The organism is Candidatus Sulfotelmatobacter sp., assembly GCA_035504415.1.
Classification (GTDB): domain Bacteria; phylum Vulcanimicrobiota; class Vulcanimicrobiia; order Vulcanimicrobiales; family Vulcanimicrobiaceae; genus Vulcanimicrobium.
In genome coordinates, this window is sequence record DATJRY010000003.1 from 64,292 (window position 1) to 84,728 (window position 20,437).

At 68.5% G+C, this 20,437-nt stretch carries 20 protein-coding genes; 16 read left to right on the forward strand and 4 right to left on the reverse strand.

Translation table 11 applies throughout. The annotated features are described in order from the left end of the window. Positions 1-32 precede the first annotated feature (32 nt). Positions 33-956, forward strand: coding sequence for a signal recognition particle-docking protein FtsY (gene ftsY / locus VMD91_00565; protein ID HTW82538.1), 924 nt, complete (start codon positions 33-35; stop codon positions 954-956). Between the two features lie 9 nt (positions 957-965). Here the strand turns inward: ftsY and VMD91_00570 are convergent, their stop codons facing one another. Beyond that, on the reverse strand, positions 966-2,801 hold the full coding sequence (locus tag VMD91_00570; GenBank protein HTW82539.1) for a hypothetical protein: 1,836 nt from the start codon (positions 2,799-2,801) through the stop codon (positions 966-968). A gap of 124 nt (positions 2,802-2,925) precedes the next feature. Between VMD91_00570 and VMD91_00575 the strand changes: the two genes are divergently transcribed. Continuing rightward, positions 2,926-3,579: an HAD-IA family hydrolase gene (locus VMD91_00575; protein HTW82540.1), complete on the forward strand. Its 654-nt coding sequence runs from the start codon at positions 2,926-2,928 to the stop codon at positions 3,577-3,579. On the opposite strand, the gene VMD91_00580 is transcribed toward VMD91_00575, so the two are convergent. Beyond that, the gene (locus VMD91_00580; GenBank protein ID HTW82541.1) at positions 3,568-4,053 is read right to left on the reverse strand and encodes an SRPBCC domain-containing protein; all 486 of its coding nucleotides are present in this window, start codon (positions 4,051-4,053) and stop codon (positions 3,568-3,570) included. The genes VMD91_00575 and VMD91_00580 overlap by 12 nt on opposite strands. 85 nt (positions 4,054-4,138) lie before the next feature. Further along, positions 4,139-4,471 carry a metalloregulator ArsR/SmtB family transcription factor gene (locus VMD91_00585; GenBank protein HTW82542.1) on the reverse strand — a complete coding sequence of 111 codons (333 nt, stop codon included), beginning with the start codon at positions 4,469-4,471 and terminating at the stop codon, positions 4,139-4,141. Positions 4,472-4,648: 177 nt separating this feature from the next. Between VMD91_00585 and recA the strand changes: the two genes are divergently transcribed. From recA to VMD91_00635, 10 genes are all read left to right on the forward strand, one after another. Next, positions 4,649-5,698: a recombinase RecA gene (recA, locus tag VMD91_00590; protein HTW82543.1), complete on the forward strand. Its 1,050-nt coding sequence runs from the start codon at positions 4,649-4,651 to the stop codon at positions 5,696-5,698. Between the two features lie 6 nt (positions 5,699-5,704). Beyond that, positions 5,705-6,163: a regulatory protein RecX gene (locus VMD91_00595; protein ID HTW82544.1), complete on the forward strand. Its 459-nt coding sequence runs from the start codon at positions 5,705-5,707 to the stop codon at positions 6,161-6,163. Between the two features lie 77 nt (positions 6,164-6,240). Continuing rightward, on the forward strand, positions 6,241-7,563 hold the full coding sequence (locus VMD91_00600; protein ID HTW82545.1) for a glycoside hydrolase family 125 protein: 1,323 nt from the start codon (positions 6,241-6,243) through the stop codon (positions 7,561-7,563). Between the two features lie 129 nt (positions 7,564-7,692). Further along, positions 7,693-8,931 (forward strand): adenylosuccinate synthase, encoded by a 1,239-nt coding sequence (locus tag VMD91_00605; protein HTW82546.1) that lies wholly within the window; start codon positions 7,693-7,695, stop codon positions 8,929-8,931. A gap of 154 nt (positions 8,932-9,085) precedes the next feature. Beyond that, positions 9,086-10,747: a flagellar basal-body MS-ring/collar protein FliF gene (gene fliF, locus VMD91_00610; GenBank protein ID HTW82547.1), complete on the forward strand. Its 1,662-nt coding sequence runs from the start codon at positions 9,086-9,088 to the stop codon at positions 10,745-10,747. Between the two features lie 6 nt (positions 10,748-10,753). Then, positions 10,754-11,836 carry a flagellar motor switch protein FliG gene (gene fliG, locus VMD91_00615; protein HTW82548.1) on the forward strand — a complete coding sequence of 361 codons (1,083 nt, stop codon included), beginning with the start codon at positions 10,754-10,756 and terminating at the stop codon, positions 11,834-11,836. Between the two features lies 1 nt (position 11,837). Further along, the gene (locus VMD91_00620) at positions 11,838-12,722 is read left to right on the forward strand and encodes a FliH/SctL family protein (GenBank protein ID HTW82549.1); all 885 of its coding nucleotides are present in this window, start codon (positions 11,838-11,840) and stop codon (positions 12,720-12,722) included. Next, positions 12,719-14,050 (forward strand): FliI/YscN family ATPase, encoded by a 1,332-nt coding sequence (locus tag VMD91_00625; protein HTW82550.1) that lies wholly within the window; start codon positions 12,719-12,721, stop codon positions 14,048-14,050. Before VMD91_00620 ends, VMD91_00625 begins: the two co-directional genes overlap by 4 nt. Then, positions 14,050-14,505, forward strand: coding sequence for a flagellar export protein FliJ (gene fliJ / locus VMD91_00630; protein HTW82551.1), 456 nt, complete (start codon positions 14,050-14,052; stop codon positions 14,503-14,505). Before VMD91_00625 ends, fliJ begins: the two co-directional genes overlap by 1 nt. Then, complete coding sequence (locus tag VMD91_00635; GenBank protein ID HTW82552.1) at positions 14,502-15,161, forward strand: hypothetical protein; 660 nt, start codon at positions 14,502-14,504, stop codon at positions 15,159-15,161. The genes fliJ and VMD91_00635 overlap by 4 nt, the downstream gene beginning before the upstream one ends. Positions 15,162-15,323: 162 nt before the next feature. Here the strand turns inward: VMD91_00635 and VMD91_00640 are convergent, their stop codons facing one another. Next, positions 15,324-16,019 carry a hypothetical protein gene (locus VMD91_00640; protein HTW82553.1) on the reverse strand — a complete coding sequence of 232 codons (696 nt, stop codon included), beginning with the start codon at positions 16,017-16,019 and terminating at the stop codon, positions 15,324-15,326. Between the two features lie 7 nt (positions 16,020-16,026). Here VMD91_00640 and VMD91_00645 point away from each other — a divergent pair, with 7 nt between their 5' ends. The 4 genes from VMD91_00645 (at position 16,027) to VMD91_00660 (ending at position 20,255) form a co-directional block, all read left to right on the forward strand. After that, positions 16,027-17,067, forward strand: coding sequence for a flagellar hook-length control protein FliK (locus VMD91_00645; protein HTW82554.1), 1,041 nt, complete (start codon positions 16,027-16,029; stop codon positions 17,065-17,067). Positions 17,068-17,077: 10 nt separating this feature from the next. Next, positions 17,078-17,587 carry a flagellar hook capping FlgD N-terminal domain-containing protein gene (locus tag VMD91_00650; GenBank protein ID HTW82555.1) on the forward strand — a complete coding sequence of 170 codons (510 nt, stop codon included), beginning with the start codon at positions 17,078-17,080 and terminating at the stop codon, positions 17,585-17,587. A 1-nt stretch (position 17,588) separates the two neighbouring features. Continuing rightward, a complete protein-coding gene (locus tag VMD91_00655; GenBank protein HTW82556.1) occupies positions 17,589-17,990 on the forward strand; it encodes a TIGR02530 family flagellar biosynthesis protein in 402 nt (133 codons plus the stop codon). 111 nt (positions 17,991-18,101) lie between these two features. Continuing rightward, the gene (locus tag VMD91_00660) at positions 18,102-20,255 is read left to right on the forward strand and encodes a flagellar hook-basal body complex protein (protein ID HTW82557.1); all 2,154 of its coding nucleotides are present in this window, start codon (positions 18,102-18,104) and stop codon (positions 20,253-20,255) included. Positions 20,256-20,437 lie beyond the last annotated feature (182 nt).

The following is a 20,437-nucleotide window of genomic DNA, read 5'->3' on the forward strand; positions in this document are numbered from 1 at the left end:
TGTACCCACCCGCGGCGAACACGCCGTCCCCGATGAGTTGGTTCGCGAAGCTGCGCACGGCGTTGACCCGGACGCGCGAGGCGTTCGGCGGTGAGCTCGAGGAGCTGGCCTTGGCGAAGCGCCCGGTCGACGAGGGGCTGTGGGACGACCTCGAAGAGTTGCTGCTGGCGGCCGATTTCGGCGTCCCGACGACGCTCAAGATCGTCGACGGGTTGCGCGCGGTCGCCCGCCAGGACCGCTATACGACGAGCGACCAGGTCGTCGCCCGGTTCCGCCGCGACGTCCAGAACTTCCTGACCCTCGCGCCGATGACGCTGACCCTGAGCGGCAAACCGGCAGTGGTGCTGGTCGTCGGCGTCAACGGCAGCGGGAAGACGACCACCATCGGCAAGCTGGCCGCGCTGCTGCGCGCGCAGGGCAAGAAGGTCATGGTCGTCGCCGCCGACACGTTCCGCGCCGCGGCCGCCGAGCAGCTCGCGATCTGGGCGCAGCGCGCGGGCGTCGAGTACGTGCGCGGCGCCGAAGGCTCGGATCCGTCATCGGTCGTGTTCGACGGGATGAGCGCGGCCAAGGCGCGCGACATCGACGTCGTGCTGGTCGACACCGCCGGGCGGCTGCAGACCAAGACCAACTTGATGGAAGAGCTCAAGAAGATGCGCCGGGTGATCGAGCGCGAGACCGGCGGGCCGCCGGCCGAGACGCTGCTGGTCGTCGACGGCACGACCGGGCAGAACGCGCTCTCGCAGGCCAAGCTGTTCAACGAGGCTACGCAGCTGACCGGCGTCGTCGTCACCAAGCTCGACTCGACCGCGAAGGGCGGCGTGCTGGTCGGGATCGTCGACCAGTTGGCGGTTCCGGTGAAGTTCGTCGGGGTCGGCGAAGGTCAGGACGCGCTGGCGCCGTTCGACCCGGCGCAATTCACCCGGGCCCTGTTCGAAGTCGCGCCGGCGGCCTGAGGCGTTCGCCTACGGCTCGACGACGAGCGCCTGCGGCTGCGTGATGCCGGTGGTGATCGTCGCGATCTTGGAGGTCAGCGCGAAGTTGAACTCCTGGATGTTGGGTTCGCCGGTGTTGGTACCGAGGTCGTTGACGTAGACGCCGTTCGCGCCGAGCCCGAGCGAACGCAGCTGGCTGACGGCACTGCCGGAGTAGTACGGTTCGTTGGACGAGATCGCGATCGCCGCCGACGGCGACGTCGTGCCGGCCGGGATGAGGAACATCTGCGAGGGATACGGACCGGAGCAACAGGACCACGCGTCTTCGTAGATGTTTCCCCCGGCGTCCGAGACGATCGCCGCGCCGACCCACGGCGAGATGTTGACCGTCGTCGCCGTCGAGCCGCTGGTCACCGGTGCCGCGAACTTGTAGATCTGATAACTTTGCGTGTTGACCACGAACAGGTTCCCGGACGGGTCGAGCGCCAGCGAGCCGGGCTCGGACACGCTCGTGATGGTGACCGCCGGGCTCGGGCTGCCGGTGACCGGTGCGGAGAACTTCCACACGTATGAGTTGTAGTCGTCGTCGATCCACAGGTCGCCGTTCGGTCCGACGGTGATGCCGGCCAAACTGTTTGCGATGCCGGTGAAGCCGATCGGATTCCACGCCGCTTGCGCGGCGCCGGTGTACGGCGGCGCGTATGCGGCCATGTTGTCACCGTTGGTGGTATCGCCGAGGTACAGCGTGCCGTTCGGCGCGACCGCCATCAGGCCGCCGCCGAAATCGATCGTCGTCGTCTTGGTGAACGACGGCGCGGCGAACACGGTCACGGTGTCGGTGGCTTGGTTGGCGACGAACAGGTCGCCGCCCGCGTCGGCGACGACGTTCTGCGGTTCGCCGACGGACGACCCGCTGAGCGTCACCAGCGGCGCGCTGCCGCCGTCCGCGTAGATCTCGACGTTGTTCGGACCCGACGTGCCGTCGCACGCGCTGCAGTTGGCCACCACCAGCGCGCGCACCATGTCGACGGTCACGTCGACCGGCCCGCAGACCGCGCCCGATTGCGCGCAGCCGTCGGTGGCCTGCCCCGTGTAGGTCGCGCTGACGCCGAACGTCGCGGTGTCGCTGCCGAACGTCGTCGGCGGCACCAGCGAGAACTGATTCGGCGACGTCGTCGTCGGCTGGACCGCCGTGGCCGCGAGGGCGCCCGTCGGCGCCGCGATGGTGAACGTCGGCGAGCCGGGACCGACGATGATGTTGCCGTCGGCATCGAGCGCCTGGGCGAGGAACGCGTGGGCGGCGGGACCGACCAAGTCGTACGCGTTGGTGCCGGTCGCCGGCGCGAGCGCCGAGAGCGCCGTGACGACGATTTGTGCCGGAACGCCCGACAAGCTCAAGGCGATCGAGTTGGTCTGGCCCGCGAGGATGGTGAAGGCGAGGTTCTGGCCGGTCGAGAGGACGTTGCCGGTCGCCGCTTGCGTGCCGGCGTCGTAGCCGTCGTACGTGGAGAGCGTCGCGGTGTAGCTGCCCGGCGCGAGCGAGACTTGCAGCGTGCACTGCGTACTGGCGAGCGTGCTCGAACAACCGGTGAACGTCGGCGTCAGGGCGACGGTCTCGTCGATCGTCGTCGGGCCGTTGATCGCGACGCTCAACGCCTGCGTCGCCGGCGACACGTAGGCCGGCACGCGGCTGCGACCGCTGGTGGCGGCCTTCTTCGGGATCGAGACGCGAAAGAGCGCGGTGCCCTTGCCGGACGGCTTGCCGGTCGGCGTCAGGCCGCTGCCGCCGCCGCCGCAGCCGGCGGCAGACCAACCGAGTACGATAACGCTCAGTGTGAGGCTGAAACGACGCCAAAACGAACGCATGCCCGCTCCTTAAGGACCTCGGCGCTGCGCGGCGTTCGCAGCGATTAGCGCATTTCCCCGCAGGACGGCCGTCGGCGGAGATTCGCTGGAGGGCGCAGGGCGCGTTCGAGCGAGAGAGGTTCGTATGGATACTCCGGCCGCACTGATCATCTTCGACTGCGACGGCGTTCTGGTCGACAGCGAACGGATCGTCAACGCGATCGAGTCGCGCGAGCTGCGACGCCTCGGGATCGAGCTCTCGCCCGATGAGGTGCGCCGCCGCTTCAAAGGCAAGACCATCGACGAGGACAACGCCGAGATCGAGCGCATCGCCGGTACGCGCGTGCCGGCGAGCTGGACCTACGACTACGCGATGGCGAGCGCGCTGGGCTTCGTGCGCGAGCTGCGCGCGGTCGACGGCGTCGAGGGCGTGATCGCGCGCGTGCAGGCGGCGGGCGTCGCGTCGTGCGTCGCCTCGCAGTCGCCGCCGGCCCGCGTCGCGCTCTCACTCGTCGTGACGAACCTGGACCGCTACTTCGGCGAACGCGTGTACACCGCGTCGGTGGTCGCGCGGCCGAAACCCGCGCCCGACCTGTTCTTGTACGCCGCCGCGGCGCTGGGCGTCGCGCCGGAGCGCAGCGTCGTGATCGAAGATTCGCCCAGCGGCGTGCGGGCCGCGGTTGCCGCCGGAATGGACGTCTACGGCTACGCGGCGGACGAAGACGCGCACGCGCTCGCCGCGGCCGGCGCGCGCGTCTTCACCGCGATGGCCGAGCTGCCCGCGCTGTTAGGTGTGTGAGGCGATGCGCTCGGCGTAGAGCGGTTCGAGCGCCGTGTAGTCGCTGTCTTCGGCGTCTTCCGCGGTGCCCGCCAGCGCCGCCGCGAGCCCCGCCAAACCGGCGTGCCAACCGGCGCCGAACCCGCTCAGCGACCCGGCGGGCATGCGGCTGTGCGTGAGCGTGAGCCGCACGCGGTCGCCGTCCGCACGCAGTTCCCAGCGCACGAGCCCATCGACCACCGGGCCACCGGACGCCTCCGGCTCGTTCCAAGTGTACTCGATGACCCGCGGCGGCTCGTACTCCGTGATGGTTCCGATCATCCCGAACGGAAACGAGACCCCCTCGCCGACGCGCGTTCCGACGGTGCCCCCTTCGAACCAGGTGGCCAGCAGCTCCGTCTTGGTGAGATGATCCCAGACGCGCTCGATCGGGCCGGGCAGCACGCGTTCGAAACGCAGCGTGCCGGGCGGGATGAAGGTGGCGAGCTCGTTCACGACGTCCGCTCCATCGTGGCGTGCGCGAACGACGGTGGTCGCTCGAAGCGAATCGTGTCGGGCGCGATGACGGTACCCTCGTCGGTCACGGCGTGTTCCTCCGCGTTGCGTCGGTGTCGGTGAGTTGGCGTTCCAGCGCGTCCAGGTGCGTCGACCAAAAACGGCGGAAGCGCGCCAGCCAGGCGTCGAGCTCCGCCAGCCCGTCCGGCGCGAGCGCGTAGATGCGGCGCTGCGCTTGCGGGCGGACGCGGACCAAGCCCGCGTCGCGCAGCACGCGCAGGTGTTGCGACACGGCCGGCGGCGTCATGTCGAAGCGGTGGGCCAGCTCGCCGGCGCCGTACTCGCGTTGCGCCAGCAGCTCGACGATGCGCCGCCGGGTCGGGTCGGCCAGCGCCGCGAAGGCTTCCACGGCGGTCATTATGTAGCTGTCGCTTAATTAAGTCAAGTCTTTTAGAGAATGCTCGTCGAACGTAGGTTCGATTGCCGGCCGGGGCGAACGTCGTGAATTAATAGGGCGCTGGTGCCATCCAGATGGCACCCGGGCGCGATACGGTCGAGTCCGTCAAACGATTCGACGCACACCGTACGGAGCATCATGGCCGACGAAAAACAAGTAGCCCTGAGCAACGCGCTCGCCCAGATCGAGCGCCAGTTCGGCAAGGGGTCCATCATGAAGATGGGCGAGATCCAGGAGCGGATGGCGTTCGACGTCATCTCGACCGGGTCGATCGCCCTCGACCTCGCCCTCGGCGTCGGCGGCTTGCCGCGCGGACGCATCGTCGAGATCTACGGTCCGGAGTCGTCCGGTAAGACCACCCTCGCGCTGCACGTCATCGCCGAGGCGCAGCGGGCCGGCGGCACCGCCGCCTTCGTCGACGTCGAGCACGCGCTCGACCCGACCTACGCCCAAGGGCTGGGCATCGATCTCGACAATCTGCTGGTCTCGCAACCGGACGCCGGCGAACAGGCACTCGAGATCGCCGAGATGCTGGTGCGCTCGAACGCGGTCGACGTCGTCGTCGTCGACTCGGTCGCGGCGCTGGTCACCAAGGCCGAGCTCGAAGGCGACATGGGCGATACCCACGTCGGCTTGCAGGCGCGCCTGATGTCGCAAGCGCTGCGCAAGCTGACCTCCGCGATCTCGCGCTCCAAGTGCGTCATGATCTTCATCAACCAGCTGCGCGAGAAGGTCGGCGTGATGTTCGGCAATCCCGAGACGACCTCGGGCGGCCGCGCGCTGAAGTTCTACGCCTCGGTGCGCCTGGACGTGCGCAAGCTCGAGCAGATCAAGGTCGGGCAGGACGTCGTCGGCTCGCGCACCCGGGTCAAGGTGGTCAAGAACAAGGTCGCGCCGCCGTTCCGGCAGGCCGAGTTCGACATCACTTACGGTAAGGGCATCTCGAAGATGGGCTCGATCATCGACGTGGCACTCGAACGCAACATCATCGGGAAGTCGGGCTCGTGGTATACCTACGGCGAGCAGCGCATCGGTCAGGGCCGCGAGAACGCCAAGGCGTACCTCGAGGAACACACCGACGTGGCCGACGAGATCTCGGTCAAGATCCGCGAGGCCCTCAAGGCCACCGCGTCGCCGAACGGGATCGCCAAGCCCGTCGGCGCGGTTGCGGTCGGCGACGACGAATAATCCGCGGTGGCGACCGCACGGGTGACGGCGCTGCGCATGTTGGCGCGGCGCCGTCTCACCGAGGCACAGTTGGCCGCCGGTCTGCAGCGCAAGGGGTTCGACGACGAGACCGTCGCCGCCGCACTCGAGGCGTGCAAACGTGACGGTCTGCTCGACGATCGACTCTACGCAGCGCTCTACGTCGAAGGCCGGCGCGCGCCGGTCGGCGACGCGCGGCTGGTCGCCGAGCTCGTCAAGCGCGGGATCGACCGTGAGGCCGCGCGCGAGCGGGTGCACACCTCGGAGACGTCCGAGGCGCAGCGCGCCGCGCTGGCCTACGAGCGGCTGCGCCGGACGACGCCGGCGCTCTCGTATCCGTCGGCCGCGCGCAAGCTGGAACGGCTCGGGTTTCCGGCGGCGTTGATCTATCGCGTCCTACGCGAGCGCGCCGGCGTCGATCTCGAGGGCCTCGCCGATCTGTGCTAGGGCTGGGAGTGACGATCGTCAAGCTCGTGTGACGCGCGAGGAAAGTGAAGGGACCGTATGGTAAGGGCGCTCTGAGGATGCGTTTCCACCTCGTCCGCGCGCTGCTTTGCATGCTCGTGGCCGTCGCGTTGCTCGCGCCGAGCTACGCCTTGGCAGTCGAACTCGACGCCGTCTCGAAAGCCGCGGCAGGGTATTCCGTCTCCGATCCCAAGCTGGAAGCGCTCTACCGGTCGGCCTTGCTCGAAACGGGCAAGGAGATCACCATCGCGTCCGACGGCACCGCGTACGTGCGCACCGGCGACATCCCGGCCGAATGGCTGCGCGACGCAAGCGCCGAGGTGCGCCCATACCTGTTCTTCGCCAAGGACGATCCGCAAGTGCGCAGCCTGCTGCGCGGGATCATCGCGCGCATGGGCAAGTACCTCCAGATCGATCCCTACGCGAACGCCTTCACGCTCGACTACCGCGTTTGGGAAGAGAAGTTCGAGCTCGACTCGCTGATCTACCCGATCTCGCTCTCGTGGACGTATTGGAAGCAGACCGGCGACGACTCGATCTTCACCGGCGATCTCTCGGCCGGGTTCGACAAGGCGCTCGAGACGATGGAGCGCGAGCAAGACCATCCGGCCGTTACGACGCACCCGTATTCGCACAAGGAGCTGCCCAACGGCGGACGCGGCAACAACGTCGGCTACACCGGGATGATCTGGACCGGCTTCCGTCCCTCCGACGACGCCTGCACGTACAACTATTTGATCCCCTCGGAGATGTTCGCCGTGGTCGGGCTGGGCGAGCTCGGCGAGATCGAGCGCGACGTCTACCACAACCTGATCAAAGCGCAGCGCGCGTTCGCGTTGCGCGATGAGGTGCAGGCCGGGATCCAGACGTACGGCGTCGTGTTCACGCCGAACTACGGCTACGTATACGCCTACGAGGTCGACGGACTCGGCAACTCGATCCTGATGGACGACGCCAACATCCCCTCGCTGCTGTCCGCTCCCTACCTCGGCTACGGTACGACCAACTCGCTGATCTACCGCAACACGCGGCGGTTCTTGCTCTCCAAGGACGATCCGACGTACTACGCCGGCAAGCTGGCACGCGGAATCGGCTCACCGCACACGAATGACGGCTACGTGTGGCCGTTGGCGCTGCTGATGCAAGGCTTCACGGCCACCAGCGAGACCGAACGCAAAGACGTCATGAACGAGCTGCTCGCGTCCGATCCGGGCGATCATCTGCTGCACGAATCGTTCAATCCCGACGACCCCGCGAAGTTCTCGCGCGTCGACTTCGCGTGGCCCAACGCGCTCTTCACCGAGTACGTGATGACCGACTTCGAAGGCGTCCCCGCGCTGCCGGTCGGCTCGACCTCCGACTTGGATTTCCGTGGCGACTAGCAGCATGGTGAGAAGCGCGCCCACGGGGAGCCGCGCCGTGAGGCAATCGTGAGCGCGCTCGGTGCGTGGGGGCCCCACGCGCAGCGTGGGGCGCGCGGAGCCGGGGGCGGAGCGCCGTTGGACATTTGCGTGGGGATTCAGTGGGGGGACGAGGGCAAGGGGCGGATCGTCGATTTGATGGCGCGCGACTACGGCGTCATCGCGCGCTTCGGCGGCGGCGACAACGCCGGGCACTCGATCGAGGTGGGTGACACCAAGCTGGCGTTGCACGTGGTGCCCTCCGGCGTGCTGGTCGAGAACACGCGGCTGCTGATCGGCGGCGGAACGGTGCTCTCGCTGCGCGGGCTGGTCGACGAGCTCGACACGCTGGCGAAGCTCGGCGTCGACATCGGGCGGATCGTCGTCTCCGACCGGGCGCACGTCGTGTTCCCGTATCATGGCGTGCTCGATCGCCTGGCGGAAAAACAGCGCGGCGGCTCGGCGATCGGAACGACCGGGCGCGGGATCGGGCCGGCCTACGTCGACCGGGTCGCGCGGCTCGGCGTGACCTTCGCCGACCTCGCCAAGCCGGAAGTGCTGGCGACGAAGATTCGCGCGACGCTGTTGGCGCGGGCCGCGCAGTTCGCCGGCGCCGACGAGGTCCCGCGCGAGGAAGACGTCGTCGGCGAGACGCTGGCGCTCGCGCGCCGCGTCGTCCCGCACGTCGTCGACGGCGTCGGCTGGCTGCAAGCCGCCTTCGCGCGAGGCGAGCGGGTGCTCGCCGAGGGCGCGCAAGGCACCATGCTGGACGTGACTTACGGCACCTATCCCTACGTCACCAGCTCGCACACGCTGGCCGGCGGCGCCTGCACCGGACTCGGGGTCGGTCCGACCGCGGTCGCGCGGGTGCTCGGCGTGGCGAAAGCCTACTGCACGCGCGTCGGCGGCGGCCCGTTCCCCTCCGAGCTGCTCGACGAGCGCGGCGAACGCTTGCGCGCGCAGGGACACGAGGTCGGGGTGACGACCGGTCGCCCGCGTCGCTGTGGGTGGTACGATGCGGTCGCCGCTCGCTACGCCGCGCAGCTCAACGGTTTGGACGCGATGGTCATCACCAAGCTCGACGTCCTCTCGGGGTTCGACCGGATCGGGATCGTGACCGGCTATCGCCGCGCGGACGGCCTCGAGGCCGGCGCCGAGGCGCTGATGGACCCCGACCTGCGGGTCGACGTCGAGGAACACCCCGGTTGGACGGAAGACCTGCGCGGGGTCCGCCGCATCGCCGATCTGCCGCCCACCGCGCGGTCCTTTCTCGACCGGCTGGCACAGCTCACGGGGACGCCGATCGCGGCCGTCTCGGTCGGTCCCGAGCGCTCGGCTATCGCGACGTGACACGGGTCGCACGCTTGCTCACCGCCGATCATCCAATAAAGGTGAGCAACCCTCGCGCCGATAGTGCTGATAGCGTCGTGCACGGAGGCACGATGGATCACGCCACGGTCGGCATACCGCGCGTCGCTGCGAGGACGGCGCGCAAAGGTGGCTTGTGGATCAATTGAGCTCGTCGTTCGCGGCGTTCACGGGGCGTTTCCGTGAATGGTGGAACGGCCAGTCCCCATCGACCCGGCTCGGATACGGCGCCGTGGTCTTGGCATTGGTCATCGGCGTGGCGATCTTCGGAGCGTTCCGCTTGCGGGGTCCGGCGTACGCGGTGCTGTTCAGCAACCTTCCGGCCGACGAAGCCAACGCGGTCCTACAAAAACTTGACGCGGAGAAGATCCCGCATCGGTTGGCCGACGGCGGGACGACCGTCCTGGTCCCCGAGCAGGACGTCGCCGAGCAGCGCGTCGAGCTCGCCGGTGAGAATGTCGTCAAGGGCGGCGGCACCGGCTGGGAGCTCTTCGACCGCACCAACCTCGGCATGACCGACTTCCAGGAGAAGATCGCCAAGGAGCGCGCCGTCGAAGGCGAGCTCGAACGGACGATCTCCGGCCTGAGCGAAGTGCAGTCCGCGCGCGTCCACATCGCCAGCCCCGAAGCCTCGCTCTACTCGACCTCGCAGCTGCCCACGACCGCGTCGGTCGCGATCGTCACCAAGCCCGGGATGCAGCTCGACGCGGCGCAGGTACGCGGCGTCACGCAGCTGGTCGCCGGCGCCGTCGACGGCCTCAAGCCCGAGAACGTCACGCTGGTCGATCAGAACGGCACCATCTTGCGTCCCGCGCCCCTGGGCGCGACCGCCGACGGCTCGACCGGAGACGACGGCGCGAGCGCGCTGCGCATGACGCAAGACCAGCTGGTCGCGAAAGAAAAGTTCGAGTCGGACCTGCAAGAGAATCTGCAGGGGCTGCTCGACAACACGCTGGGCGCGCACCACTCGGCCGTCCGCGTCGCGAGCGAGATGAACTTCGACGCGAACTCCACCGAGACCAAGCAGTACGCGCCGCAAGGCACGGTTCGCTCGCAGCAGACGGAGCGCGAAAGCTACAACGGTACCGGCACCCCGCCGCGTCAGGCCGGCGGCGTTCCCGGCACGACAACCAACGTCGTGCCGACCTATCAGGGGACGCAGCAGCAGCAGGGCAACAGCCGCTACACGCACACCAAGAACACGACCAACTACGAGATCACCGAGACCGACGGCAAGCACGTCGACGCGCCCGGGAAGGTCACGCGGTTGTCGGTCGCCGTCCTGGTCAACGTCCCGGCGACCGCGCCGGCCGGCGCCAACGCGCCGTACACGGTCGCGCCGGCCGACGTCACCAAGATTCGCAACGTCATCGCCGCCGCCGCCGGCATCGACCCGGCGCGCGGCGACCAGATCTCGGTCGAAGCGATTCCGTTCGCGCCGGTACCGAACGCCGTCGGGTACGGTCCGACCTCGACGACCGTGCTGGGTATCCCGCTGGTCCCGGCGCTGGCGCTGCTCGCGATCCTCGGTGTGATCGGTGCGGGCGCGGCCTTCGCCCTGGTGCGCCGCCGGACGTTCCGTCCGAGCGCCGAGCTCCCGACCTTCGACTCGACCTTGGCCGAAGAGCTGCCCTCGTTCGAAGAGCACCCCATGCTCGACGGCACCCCGTCGATCGCCGCCCCGATACGCTCCGCGGCCGACCTGACGCGCGAGCAGATGATCGAATACGTGACCACCGTCGCGCAAGAGAACCCCGACAACATCGCCAAGCTCGTGAAACTATGGCTCGCGGAGTAAACAGCTGTGATCTCTGATAAGCCGATCTTGACGCTTGGCGACGATCCGATCGGGACGTCCCTGGTCGACGCCTACGGCTCGGCGTCGGTTCCGGACATGACGGGGCCCGAGAAGGCCGCCATCTTGATGATCACGATCGGCCTGGAGCTGGCCGCGACGATCTTCAAGTTCCTGCGCCAAGACGAGGTCGAGCGGATCGTCCTGGAGATCGCGAAGATCTCGACGGTCGCGATCGACAAGCGCGACGCCGTCATCCAAGAAGCGTATCAGCGCGCGATCGCCCTCAAGTACATCAACGAGGGCGGGATCGAGTACGCCAAGGAGATCCTCGAGCGTTCGTTCGGCGCCGGCCAAGCCGACGACATGACGAACCGCCTCTTCGCGGCGCTCAAGCACGGCAACCCGCTCGAGCTGGTGAAGAAGACCGAGCCGGCGCAGCTGCTCGAGTTCATCAAGGAAGAGCATCCGCAGACCATCGCGCTCATTTTGGTCTACATGTCGCCCGACCAGGCCGGCGCCGTGCTCTCGCAGCTCGAGCCGGAGCTGCAGGGCGAAGTCGCGATGCGCATCGCCATCCTCCAGAAGACCGCACCGGAGATCCTCGAGCAATTGGACGAGCTGCTGGGTCGCCGTCTGCTGGTCAGCGGTTCCGACTTCACCAAGGCCGGCGGCGTGCAGTCGCTCGCGCAGGTCATGGGCTTCGTCGACCGCGAGACGGAGAAGAACATCCTCGACGGCCTGGCCCGGCGCGATCCGGCCGTCGCCGAGGAAGTCAAGAACCTGCTGTTCGTGTTCGAGGACATCATCAACCTCGACGACCGCGCGATCCAACGCGTCCTCAAGGAAGTGGACGGTAAGGATCTGGCCCTGGCGCTCAAGACCGCCAACGACGACCTCTTGGCCCGCATCTACAAGAACATGTCCACCCGCGCGGCGCAGACGCTGCGCGAGGACATCGAGGTGCTCGGCCCGGTGCGCGTCCGCGAGGTCGGCAAGGCGCAGCAGAACATCGTCGACGTGATTCGCACGCTCGAGGAGAACGGCCAGATCATCATCGCTCGCGGCGGGAAAGACGATCGGATAGTCTAGCTTGGGCCGCGTAGTCAAAGGCGCGAAGCTTCGGACTGAGCGCTATGCGCTCGCGGTTCCGGAGGCACCGCCGCCGCCGATCGCAGAGTACCTCGAGACCGACGGCGTCGAGCTGACGGACGGTTTCGCGTACGATGCGGACGGCGGGCTGCTGCCCGACTATCCGCTCGCGCCGCCGCCTCCGCCGGCGGTCGACGTCGAAGCGCTGCGCGCGCAGGCGCAAGCGCTGCTCGACCGCGCCGCGCAGGAGGCGGAGACGCTGCTGCGCGACGCGCATGCGCGGGCACGCACGCTGGTCGAGGAAGCCTCGGCCCACGCGCGCACGATCGAGCAGGATGCGCGCACGAAGGCGCACGACGAAGGATTCGCGCAGGGCCGCGAAGCGGCCGACCGCGACATGAACGACATGCTGGTGACGATGCGCGGGCTGCTCGAGATGGCGCGCGTCGAGCGCCACAAGCTGATCGAACAGGCGGAGCCGGAGCTGGTGCGCCTGGCTCTGGGCTTGGCCGAGCGCGTGCTGCACCAGCAGGTCGCGCTCGACCGCGGCGTGGTCATCGAGATGGCGAAGACCGCGATCGCGCGCTTGATCGAGCGCGACACGGTGACCGTGCGCGTCAATCCGGCCGACCTCGAGCGGATGCGCGAGCACCGTGACGAGCTGATCGCGATCGGAGACATCCGCAACCTGCGGGTGGTCGAAGACCAGCGCGTCGACCGCGGCGGCGTCGTCGTCGACACCGCGGCCGGGACGATCGACGCGCGGATCTCCACGCAGCTCGAAGAAGCGCGCAAGATCCTGCACATCGAGGAAGAGCTCATCGTCGAGCCGGCCCCGAGCGAACACCTCGCCGCGAACGGACTGACGACGGCGAGAGCGTCGTGACCACGACCGAACCGCGCCCGCACCCGTTCGACGCCGGCCGGTACCTCGAGGAGCTGAACGACGTCGACCTGATCCGCACCAACGGCCGGGTCAGCCAGGTGATCGGGACCGTGATCGAGTCGAACGGGCCGCCGATGGCGATCGGCGAGACCGCCGCCATCGCGTACCGCCGCACCGCCGAGCCGGTGCTCGCCGAAGCGGTCGGCTTCCGCGACGCCAAGGTGCTGTTGATGCCGCTCGGCGAGCTGGGCGGCATCGCCGCCGGCTCCGAGGTCGTCGCGCTCGGCCGCCCGTTGCAGTTGGGCCTCGCGCCGGGTTTGCTCGGCCGCGTCCTCGACGGCCTGGGCCGCCCGATCGACGGGCTGGGCGCGATCGCGGACGCGCGCCGCGCCGAGATCTCGGGCCGGCCGCCCAACTCGCTGACCCGCCGCCGCGTCACCGAACCGCTGGGCGTGGGCGTGCGCGCGATCGACGGCTTGCTGACGGTCGGCAAAGGCCAGCGCGTCGGCATCTTCGCCGGCTCGGGCGTGGGCAAGTCGACGCTGCTGGGGATGATGGCGCGCAACACCGCCGCCGACGTCAACGTCATCGCGCTCGTCGGCGAGCGCGGCAAAGAGGTCCGCGACTTCCTCGAGCGCGACCTGGGCGAAGCGGGTCTGCGGCGCTCGATCGTCGTCGTCGCAACCTCGGATCAACCGGCACTGGTCCGCATCAAGGCGGCCTTCGTCGCGACGCGCATCGCCGAGTTCTTCCGCGACCAAGGCCTGGACGTGATGCTGATGATGGACAGCGTCACGCGCTTCGCGATGGCGCAGCGCGAGGTCGGCCTGGCGATCGGCGAGCCGACGACGACGCGCGGCTACACGCCCTCGGTGTTCGCGCTGCTGCCGAAGCTGCTCGAGCGGACCGGGACCTCGGACGTCGGCACGATCACCGCGCTGTACACCGTCCTGGTCGACGGCGACGATCTCAACGAGCCGGTCTCCGACGCCGTGCGCTCGATCCTCGACGGGCACATCGTCCTCTCGCGCAAGCTGGCCTCGGCCAACCAGTACCCGGCGATCGACGTGCTGGGTTCGGTCAGCCGCGTCATGCCCGACGTGGTCCCGCCCTCGCACACCGCCGCCGCCTCGGTCGTGCGCGACATCCTGGCCACTTATCGCGACGCCGAAGACCTGGTCAACATCGGCGCCTACGTGCCGGGCTCGAACCCGCGCGTCGATCACGCGCTGGCGCGCATCGATCAGGTCCGCATGTTCTTGCGCCAAGGCATCTACGAGGGCTCGACCTTCGAAGACGCCGAGCGCGGCGTGCTGGGGCTGGGCTGATGCGCTTCCGTTTCCGGCTCGACCCGGTCCTCCAGCATCGCGAGCGCGTCGAGCGCGAGCGCGCCGGCGACCACGCCCGCATGCTGGCCGCGCAACTGGCCGCCGAAGCGGCGCGCGACGATCTGATCGGACGGCGCGACGGCGCGCGCGACCGCCTGATCCGCGAGCACGCCACGCTCGACGTCGTCGAGCTGCGCGCCACCTACGTCCACCTCGACTACCTCGACCGCGCCATCGTCGGCGCGCAGCAGAAGGTCGCGACCGCCAAGGTCGACACCGAGCAGGCGCGCCTCAAGCTCGTCGACGCGGCGCGTGACCGGCAAGTCCTCGACACCCTCAAGGAACGCCGCCGCGAGGCGTTCGCGCTCGAGGAGAATCGCGTCGAACAGCGCGAGCTCGACGACCTGAACGCCCGTCTGTTCGAGCGAACCGCTCCCGAAGGAACCGCATCGTGATCGTCACTCGTCGCCGGCGCCGCAAAGTCCGTCTCGGCCGCTACGTCCTCCCGCTGCTCGCGCTGGCCGCGCTGGCCGTCGCGCTGGCCTGGCCGCCCTCGCACAACGCGATCGCCAACGGACCGCTCAAGCCGTTCTGGACGGCTGCCGGCAACGTCTTGGGCGTTGCCGCCCGCCCGCTCAGCTTCGCCGCCCAGCAACAGACGATCGTCGACCGCAACCGCGAGATTCGCTCGCTGAACGCCCAGCTCGAGCAGTCCCGCCAGGCGCAAGCCGCGGACGACGCCCGCGTCACCGCGGCCCAGCAGCAGGTCCAATCGCTGCTGGCCCAACCGCGGCCGAGCACCGCCCCGATCGCCCGCAGCAGCCCCGGCGCCATCGCCGCGGCCGGCACGGCCGGCGCCGGCACGACCGAGATGACCGCCGGAGGCCAGCCCGCGACCGACGACGAGAAGCGGCTCGGGGCGACCTGGGCACAGATGGACCCGGACAAAGCGTCGGCGATCGCGCAGCGGCTGCCGGTCGAGGAGGTCAGCCGGATCCTCTCGACCATGGACCCTGGCGACGCGGCCGAGGTCCTCAACGCCCTGCCCCCCAAGCTCGGCGCCCAGGTCAGCGCGGCTGTCGCTCAGGTCCCGGACGCTTCTCGCCGATAAACCATCCAGGCGTCCGTCCCGGGCGCCTATCCGACCTTCCAAGAAGGGAGGTGACACCCTGAACGCAGCCACAGTTCCCACCCTCGCCGGGGCGGGTCAGACCGTGGGGACGCACGCCGCCGCTTCAAGCAAAGCGCTGGGCGACGACCCCACCTTCAAGACTCAGCTCGACGGCTCGATCTTCGCGCTGACGTCCGCCAAGAGCGGCACGTCCGCTTCGACGTCTTCGAGCACGACGGCGTCCACCGCGACGACCGCCGCGACCTCGATCGACGCCGAGCTGCAGCAACAGATCGAGCAGCTCCTCGACGCGGGTACCGCGCCGGCCGACGTCGCGACGAAACTCGCGAGCTCGCTGGCATCTTCGGTTGCATCCGCGCTCGGTATCTCGACCGACGCGGCCAAAGCGAAGTTGACGAGCGCGTTCGATGCGGCGATGAGCGCCGCGAACACGGGTCCACCACAAACCAATGTCGAGAGGGCGTCAGCCCTCGTAACGAGGTTCCGGCAACTAGCCGAGCTCGCGACGAGGGTGACGAACGGAGACCCGGGGCAACCGATCCGATTGATCGCAGGAAAGAGCTCGGACGCCGAACAGGCGGGAGCAACACCGGCCCCCACTCCCGACAGCATCCTCCGCGATGCGCTCGCAGCGCTCGCGGGATCCGCGTCTCCGTCGACGACCGCGCAAGCGGCGACGTCGTCGCTCGTCACGCGCCCGGTCACCGCCGCACCGATCGCCCCCACGGGCGACGGCGCGCCGGCGACGGTCTTCCCCGTTCGCCCCGTCACCACGGCCCCGGTCGGCGCGACGAGCGCGAGCGGCGGGACGTCACCGAGCGCACCGACGGCGTCCACGCCGCCGGTGAAGGGCGGCTGGGACCCGCAGCGCCCGGTCGCGGCCAACCCGATCGCGCCGGCGCCGGACCTCACCGGCAGCGCCGGCGACGGGCGCTCGGTAGCGGCCGATCCGGCAACGCTGGTCGCGACCGGCGGCGAGACGACCGTCGGTCGTATCCTCGCGCGTGCGACGCTCGCGGCGCCGGCCACGACCGCGGCGGTGCAGACGGCCGCCAACACCTCGACCTCGACCACGACCGCGCCCGCCGCCCCGGCGACGAGCGCGGCGCCGGTCACCGCGACGACGACCGCGACCAACGCGACCGTCGCGACGACGGCGAGCGTCGACGCGGCCGCATCGGCGGCGGCGAAGACGGTCGAGGCGTTCACCCAAGCGTTCGGTGCCGCGCTCGCGCGCACCGATGCGACCTCCGGCAGCAAGGACGCCAACCCGTCCGCGTCGCCGGCGATCATCCCCACCACCAGCACCGGCTTCGCCTCCCTGGAAGCGGCCGGCGGGCTCGCGGGCTCGACCACGCACGACGCGACCGCGATCGCGCCGCCGGCACCCGCCGCGACCTTGCCGCAAACGCAGCAAGTCGATGCGAACGCCATCGTCGAGCAAGTCCTCCAAGGGGTGTCGCTCCGTACCTCCGACGGTTCGTCGACGGTGCGGCTGCGGCTGGTCCCCGATTCGCTCGGCGACGTGAGCGTCAAGCTCACGGTGACGGGCGGCTCGGTCGACGCCTCGATCACCGCCTCGACGCCCGCCGCGCAGTCCGCGCTGCAGGGTGGTCAGGCACAGCTCGCGCGTACGCTCGCCGATTCCGGGTTGAAGCTCCAGAGCTTCACCGTCGGACTGGGCACCGGTAGCGGCACGACGGGTAACGACTCCCAAGGCTCGGATGCGCAGTCCCGCTCGCGCACCTCGTCGACGCGTCGCGTCGGCGCGGTGAGCGGCAACGACGACGCCGATGCCGACGACTCCTCGCAGCTGGGTGCGCAGATCGGTCCGCCGATCTACACCGCCTCCACGCCGCTGGGAGCACTCAACTACCTCGCCTAGGAAGGGCACGATGTCCAGCTCGATCAGTCAAGTGATCAACAACGGTACGTCGTCCACGGCGAACTCCTCGACGAGCACGGCGAACAGCGCCATCTCGGAGAGCGAGTTCCTCACGCTGCTCACCACGCAGCTGCAGAACCAAGATCCGCTCAACCCGATGGACAACACACAGTCCGTCGCGGAGCTGGCGCAGTTCTCGGCCCTGCAGTCGCAAACGCAGCTCGCCTCGCAGTTCCAGACGTTCCAGTCCAACTTCTCCGTGATGCAGTCGGCCGGTCTCATCGGTCAACAGGTCTCGGCGCAGTACACCGACGCGAACGGGAACACGCAGACGGTCAGCGGCACGATCCAGACGATCTCGGTCGTCAACGGCACCCCCGAGTTCACCCTCGCGGGTACCAACGGTCAGCTACTGACGGACGCGAACGGCAACACGCTCCTCATCCCGACGACGGGCATCTTGAGCATCGGCGCGGCGCCGTCGAGCTCGGGCAGCTCCGGGAGCGGATCGGGCAGCTAAGATGGCCGACTCGAAGATCGACGGCGTGCAACTGCCGCCGATCCAGCCCGTCCGCCCGCAAGGCGTTCCGGTGCAGATCCCGCCGACCTCCGGCGGGTCCACCTTCCGCGACGTCCTGCGCACGACGAGCACGCCGACCACCTCGGCACCGCTCAAGCTCTCGGCTCACGCGCAAGCGCGGCTCGCGTCGCGCAACATCCAGCTCACCTCCGACGACATGGCGAAGATGAGCGCGATGGCCGACAAAGCGGCCGCCAAGGGTGCCAAGCAGTCCCTGTTCATGCTGCACGACGTCGCGATGGTCGTCTCGATCACCAATCGCACCGTCATCACCGCCGTCGACCAGCAGAGCATGAAGGACAACGTCTTCACCAACATCGACTCCGCCGCCATCATCGAGTGATGCGGCCGACCCAATACAACCTGCCGGGGGTGGACCACATCGTGGGGCTCCCGCACGAAGCGGACCGAACGACGCTTCGTGACTCGATGACACGAAAGGTCAACTAGAACAATGGGATTCGACTCGTTGTTCGTCGGCGTCTCCGGTCTGGAAGCGTACCAGAACCAGCTCGACGTCATCTCGAACAATATCGCGAACGTCAGCACGACTGGCTATAAGTCGCAGAACGTCAACTTCGAAGACCTGCTCTACCAGGCCCAGCAGTACGCTTCGGCGCCCACCAACACCAACGGCGGCGTCAACGGCCAGTACTACGGCTTGGGCGTGAAGGTCGGCTCGATCGACACCGACTTCTCCGAAGGCGGGATGGAGACGACGGGCGTCAACACGAACCTCGCCATCAACGGCGACGGGTTCTTCATCCTCTCCTCGGGCGGCACGAACGCGCCGGTCTATACGCGCAACGGCGACTTCCAGCTCAACGAGAACGGCCTGCTCTACGATCCGTCCTCGGGTCTGGCGGTGCAGGGCTGGACGGCCAACGACGACGGCGTCGTCAACAGCGGCCAGCAGCCGGGCAACGTCACCATACCGCTCGGCCTCTCGGAACAGGCGGTCGGCACCGGCACGACGGGCGCGCAGAAGCTCGGGCCGTCGGGTGACGAGGTCTACGACTCGACCTACACGGGCAACCTCTCTCAAACGAACTGGCAGAGCGCTCTGCAAACGTATCTCACGAGTCAGACGGGCCCGACCAGCGCCCAAGACGAGACCGTGACGACGACCTTGTACGACTCGCTGGGGAACGCCCACACCGCGACGCTCACCTATACGCCGTACGTGATCGGGGCGGTCGCCGGCACAGCGCAGATCCCGAACCCGCCAGCGGCGAACAATCCGAACCTGAACCTGATTCAGTCCGTCAGCGGCGCCGACCCGACGTTCACCGGTCCGATCACCGTCACGGTGAACGCAACGGGCACGTCGGCGGCGGTTTCTGATGGGACGAATACGGTGAACGTCGTCCCGAACGGAAGCGCGAACCTCGACGGCGTGACGATCAAACTCGGCGATTTCGACTCTTCGGACGCGACGAAGACCGGGACCGTGACCGTAGCAACCGGCGTAACCGCTGGAAATGCCGACATCACGACGCAGGCGACGCTCGCGCAGACGCTGATCAGTGCGGTTTCCGGCACGGACTCGACGTACACCGGCAACTTGTCGGTCACGGTGAACGCCGGCGGAACGTCCGCGAGCATCACAGACGGCAACGGGAACAAGGTGACCGGCGCGTCCGGGCAGCAGGTGACGCTCGACGGTGTCGTGATCACGCTGGGCAACTTTGGCTCGTCCGACGCGGGCGATACCGCGCCGATCGCGACGACGGCCGAGGAAACCAACCTGCCTTCGGACGTCGACAACGTGGACGGTCAGCCGGTCACCCCGTCGACTGCCTGGCAGGTGAGCGTTTCCTTCGCCGACGGTACAACGTTCGATAACATCACGAATCCGGGCGCTACCGACGGGGCTGGCAACGTTGCGGCGCCGACGTACGGCGTCGCGTCGTCCGGAGTCGTCGGCTATGTGTACTTCGATCAGAACGGGCAATACATCAACTCCTCTGCGACGATCGGAGATGTCGGCGTGCCTCCGGGCGGAGCACTCACGACCGGAAACGGTAGCGTGCACGAGGCCGGCAACGCAACGACGCTCGCCAACGGCGATCAGCTCAACATCGAGTCGTGGGGCATCGGCGACAACGCCACGGCTCCGACCTCCGGCTCGTCGACGAGCGCTACCGCGGCGACGACCGGGCCGATCGGCCTGGGCTGGTCGGACCTGACCTCGCTCGCGACCGCGAACAGCGTGACCACGCTGGCGCAGAACGGGTACGCGGCCGGAACGCTCGAGAACATCACGATCGGGCAGGACGGTACCGTCACCGGCGCGTTCACCAACGGGCAGAGCAAAACGCTCGCTCAGGTCGCGCTGGCGACGTTCCAGAACGAGGAAGGTCTCGAGCAAATCGGGTCCTCGCAGTACAAGGAGACGGCGAACTCGGGTCTGCCGCAGGTCGGCGTGGCGAACAGCGGGCAGTTCGGCGCGATCAACTCGGGTGATCTCGAGGAGTCGAACGTCGACCTGGCCGGTGAGTTCACCAAGATGATCGCGGCGCAGAACGCCTACCAGGCGAACTCGAAGTCGATCACCGTGGCGAGCCAAGACATCCAGACCGCCGTCAACCTGATCCCCGGTGGCTAGTCCTTCGCGCTGAGCTGCGGTTCGGCAAACCTGAGCGCCCCGCGATGATCGTCGCGGGGCGCTTTCGTTTGCTAGCAGTACTGATAGGGTCAAATTCCCAGGAATCTTGACGCGCACGTGACAAAAGTTGCGCGCACAGCGCCCCACCAACGGACGGGCCACGGACGATCGGCGCGCGCTGG

Coding starts and splice junctions, on each gene's coding strand:
- ftsY (HTW82538.1), top strand. CDS start 33: ATGAGTTGGTTCGCGAAGCTGCGCACGGCGTTGACCCGGACGCGCGAG.
- VMD91_00575 (HTW82540.1), top strand. CDS start 2,926: ATGGATACTCCGGCCGCACTGATCATCTTCGACTGCGACGGCGTTCTG.
- VMD91_00660 (HTW82557.1), top strand. CDS start 18,102: ATGGGATTCGACTCGTTGTTCGTCGGCGTCTCCGGTCTGGAAGCGTAC.
- VMD91_00655 (HTW82556.1), top strand. CDS start 17,589: ATGGCCGACTCGAAGATCGACGGCGTGCAACTGCCGCCGATCCAGCCC.
- VMD91_00570 (HTW82539.1), bottom strand. CDS start 2,801: ATGCGTTCGTTTTGGCGTCGTTTCAGCCTCACACTGAGCGTTATCGTA.
- recA (HTW82543.1), top strand. CDS start 4,649: ATGGCCGACGAAAAACAAGTAGCCCTGAGCAACGCGCTCGCCCAGATC.
- VMD91_00600 (HTW82545.1), top strand. CDS start 6,241: ATGCGTTTCCACCTCGTCCGCGCGCTGCTTTGCATGCTCGTGGCCGTC.
- VMD91_00585 (HTW82542.1), bottom strand. CDS start 4,471: ATGACCGCCGTGGAAGCCTTCGCGGCGCTGGCCGACCCGACCCGGCGG.
- VMD91_00650 (HTW82555.1), top strand. CDS start 17,078: ATGTCCAGCTCGATCAGTCAAGTGATCAACAACGGTACGTCGTCCACG.
- fliJ (HTW82551.1), top strand. CDS start 14,050: ATGCGCTTCCGTTTCCGGCTCGACCCGGTCCTCCAGCATCGCGAGCGC.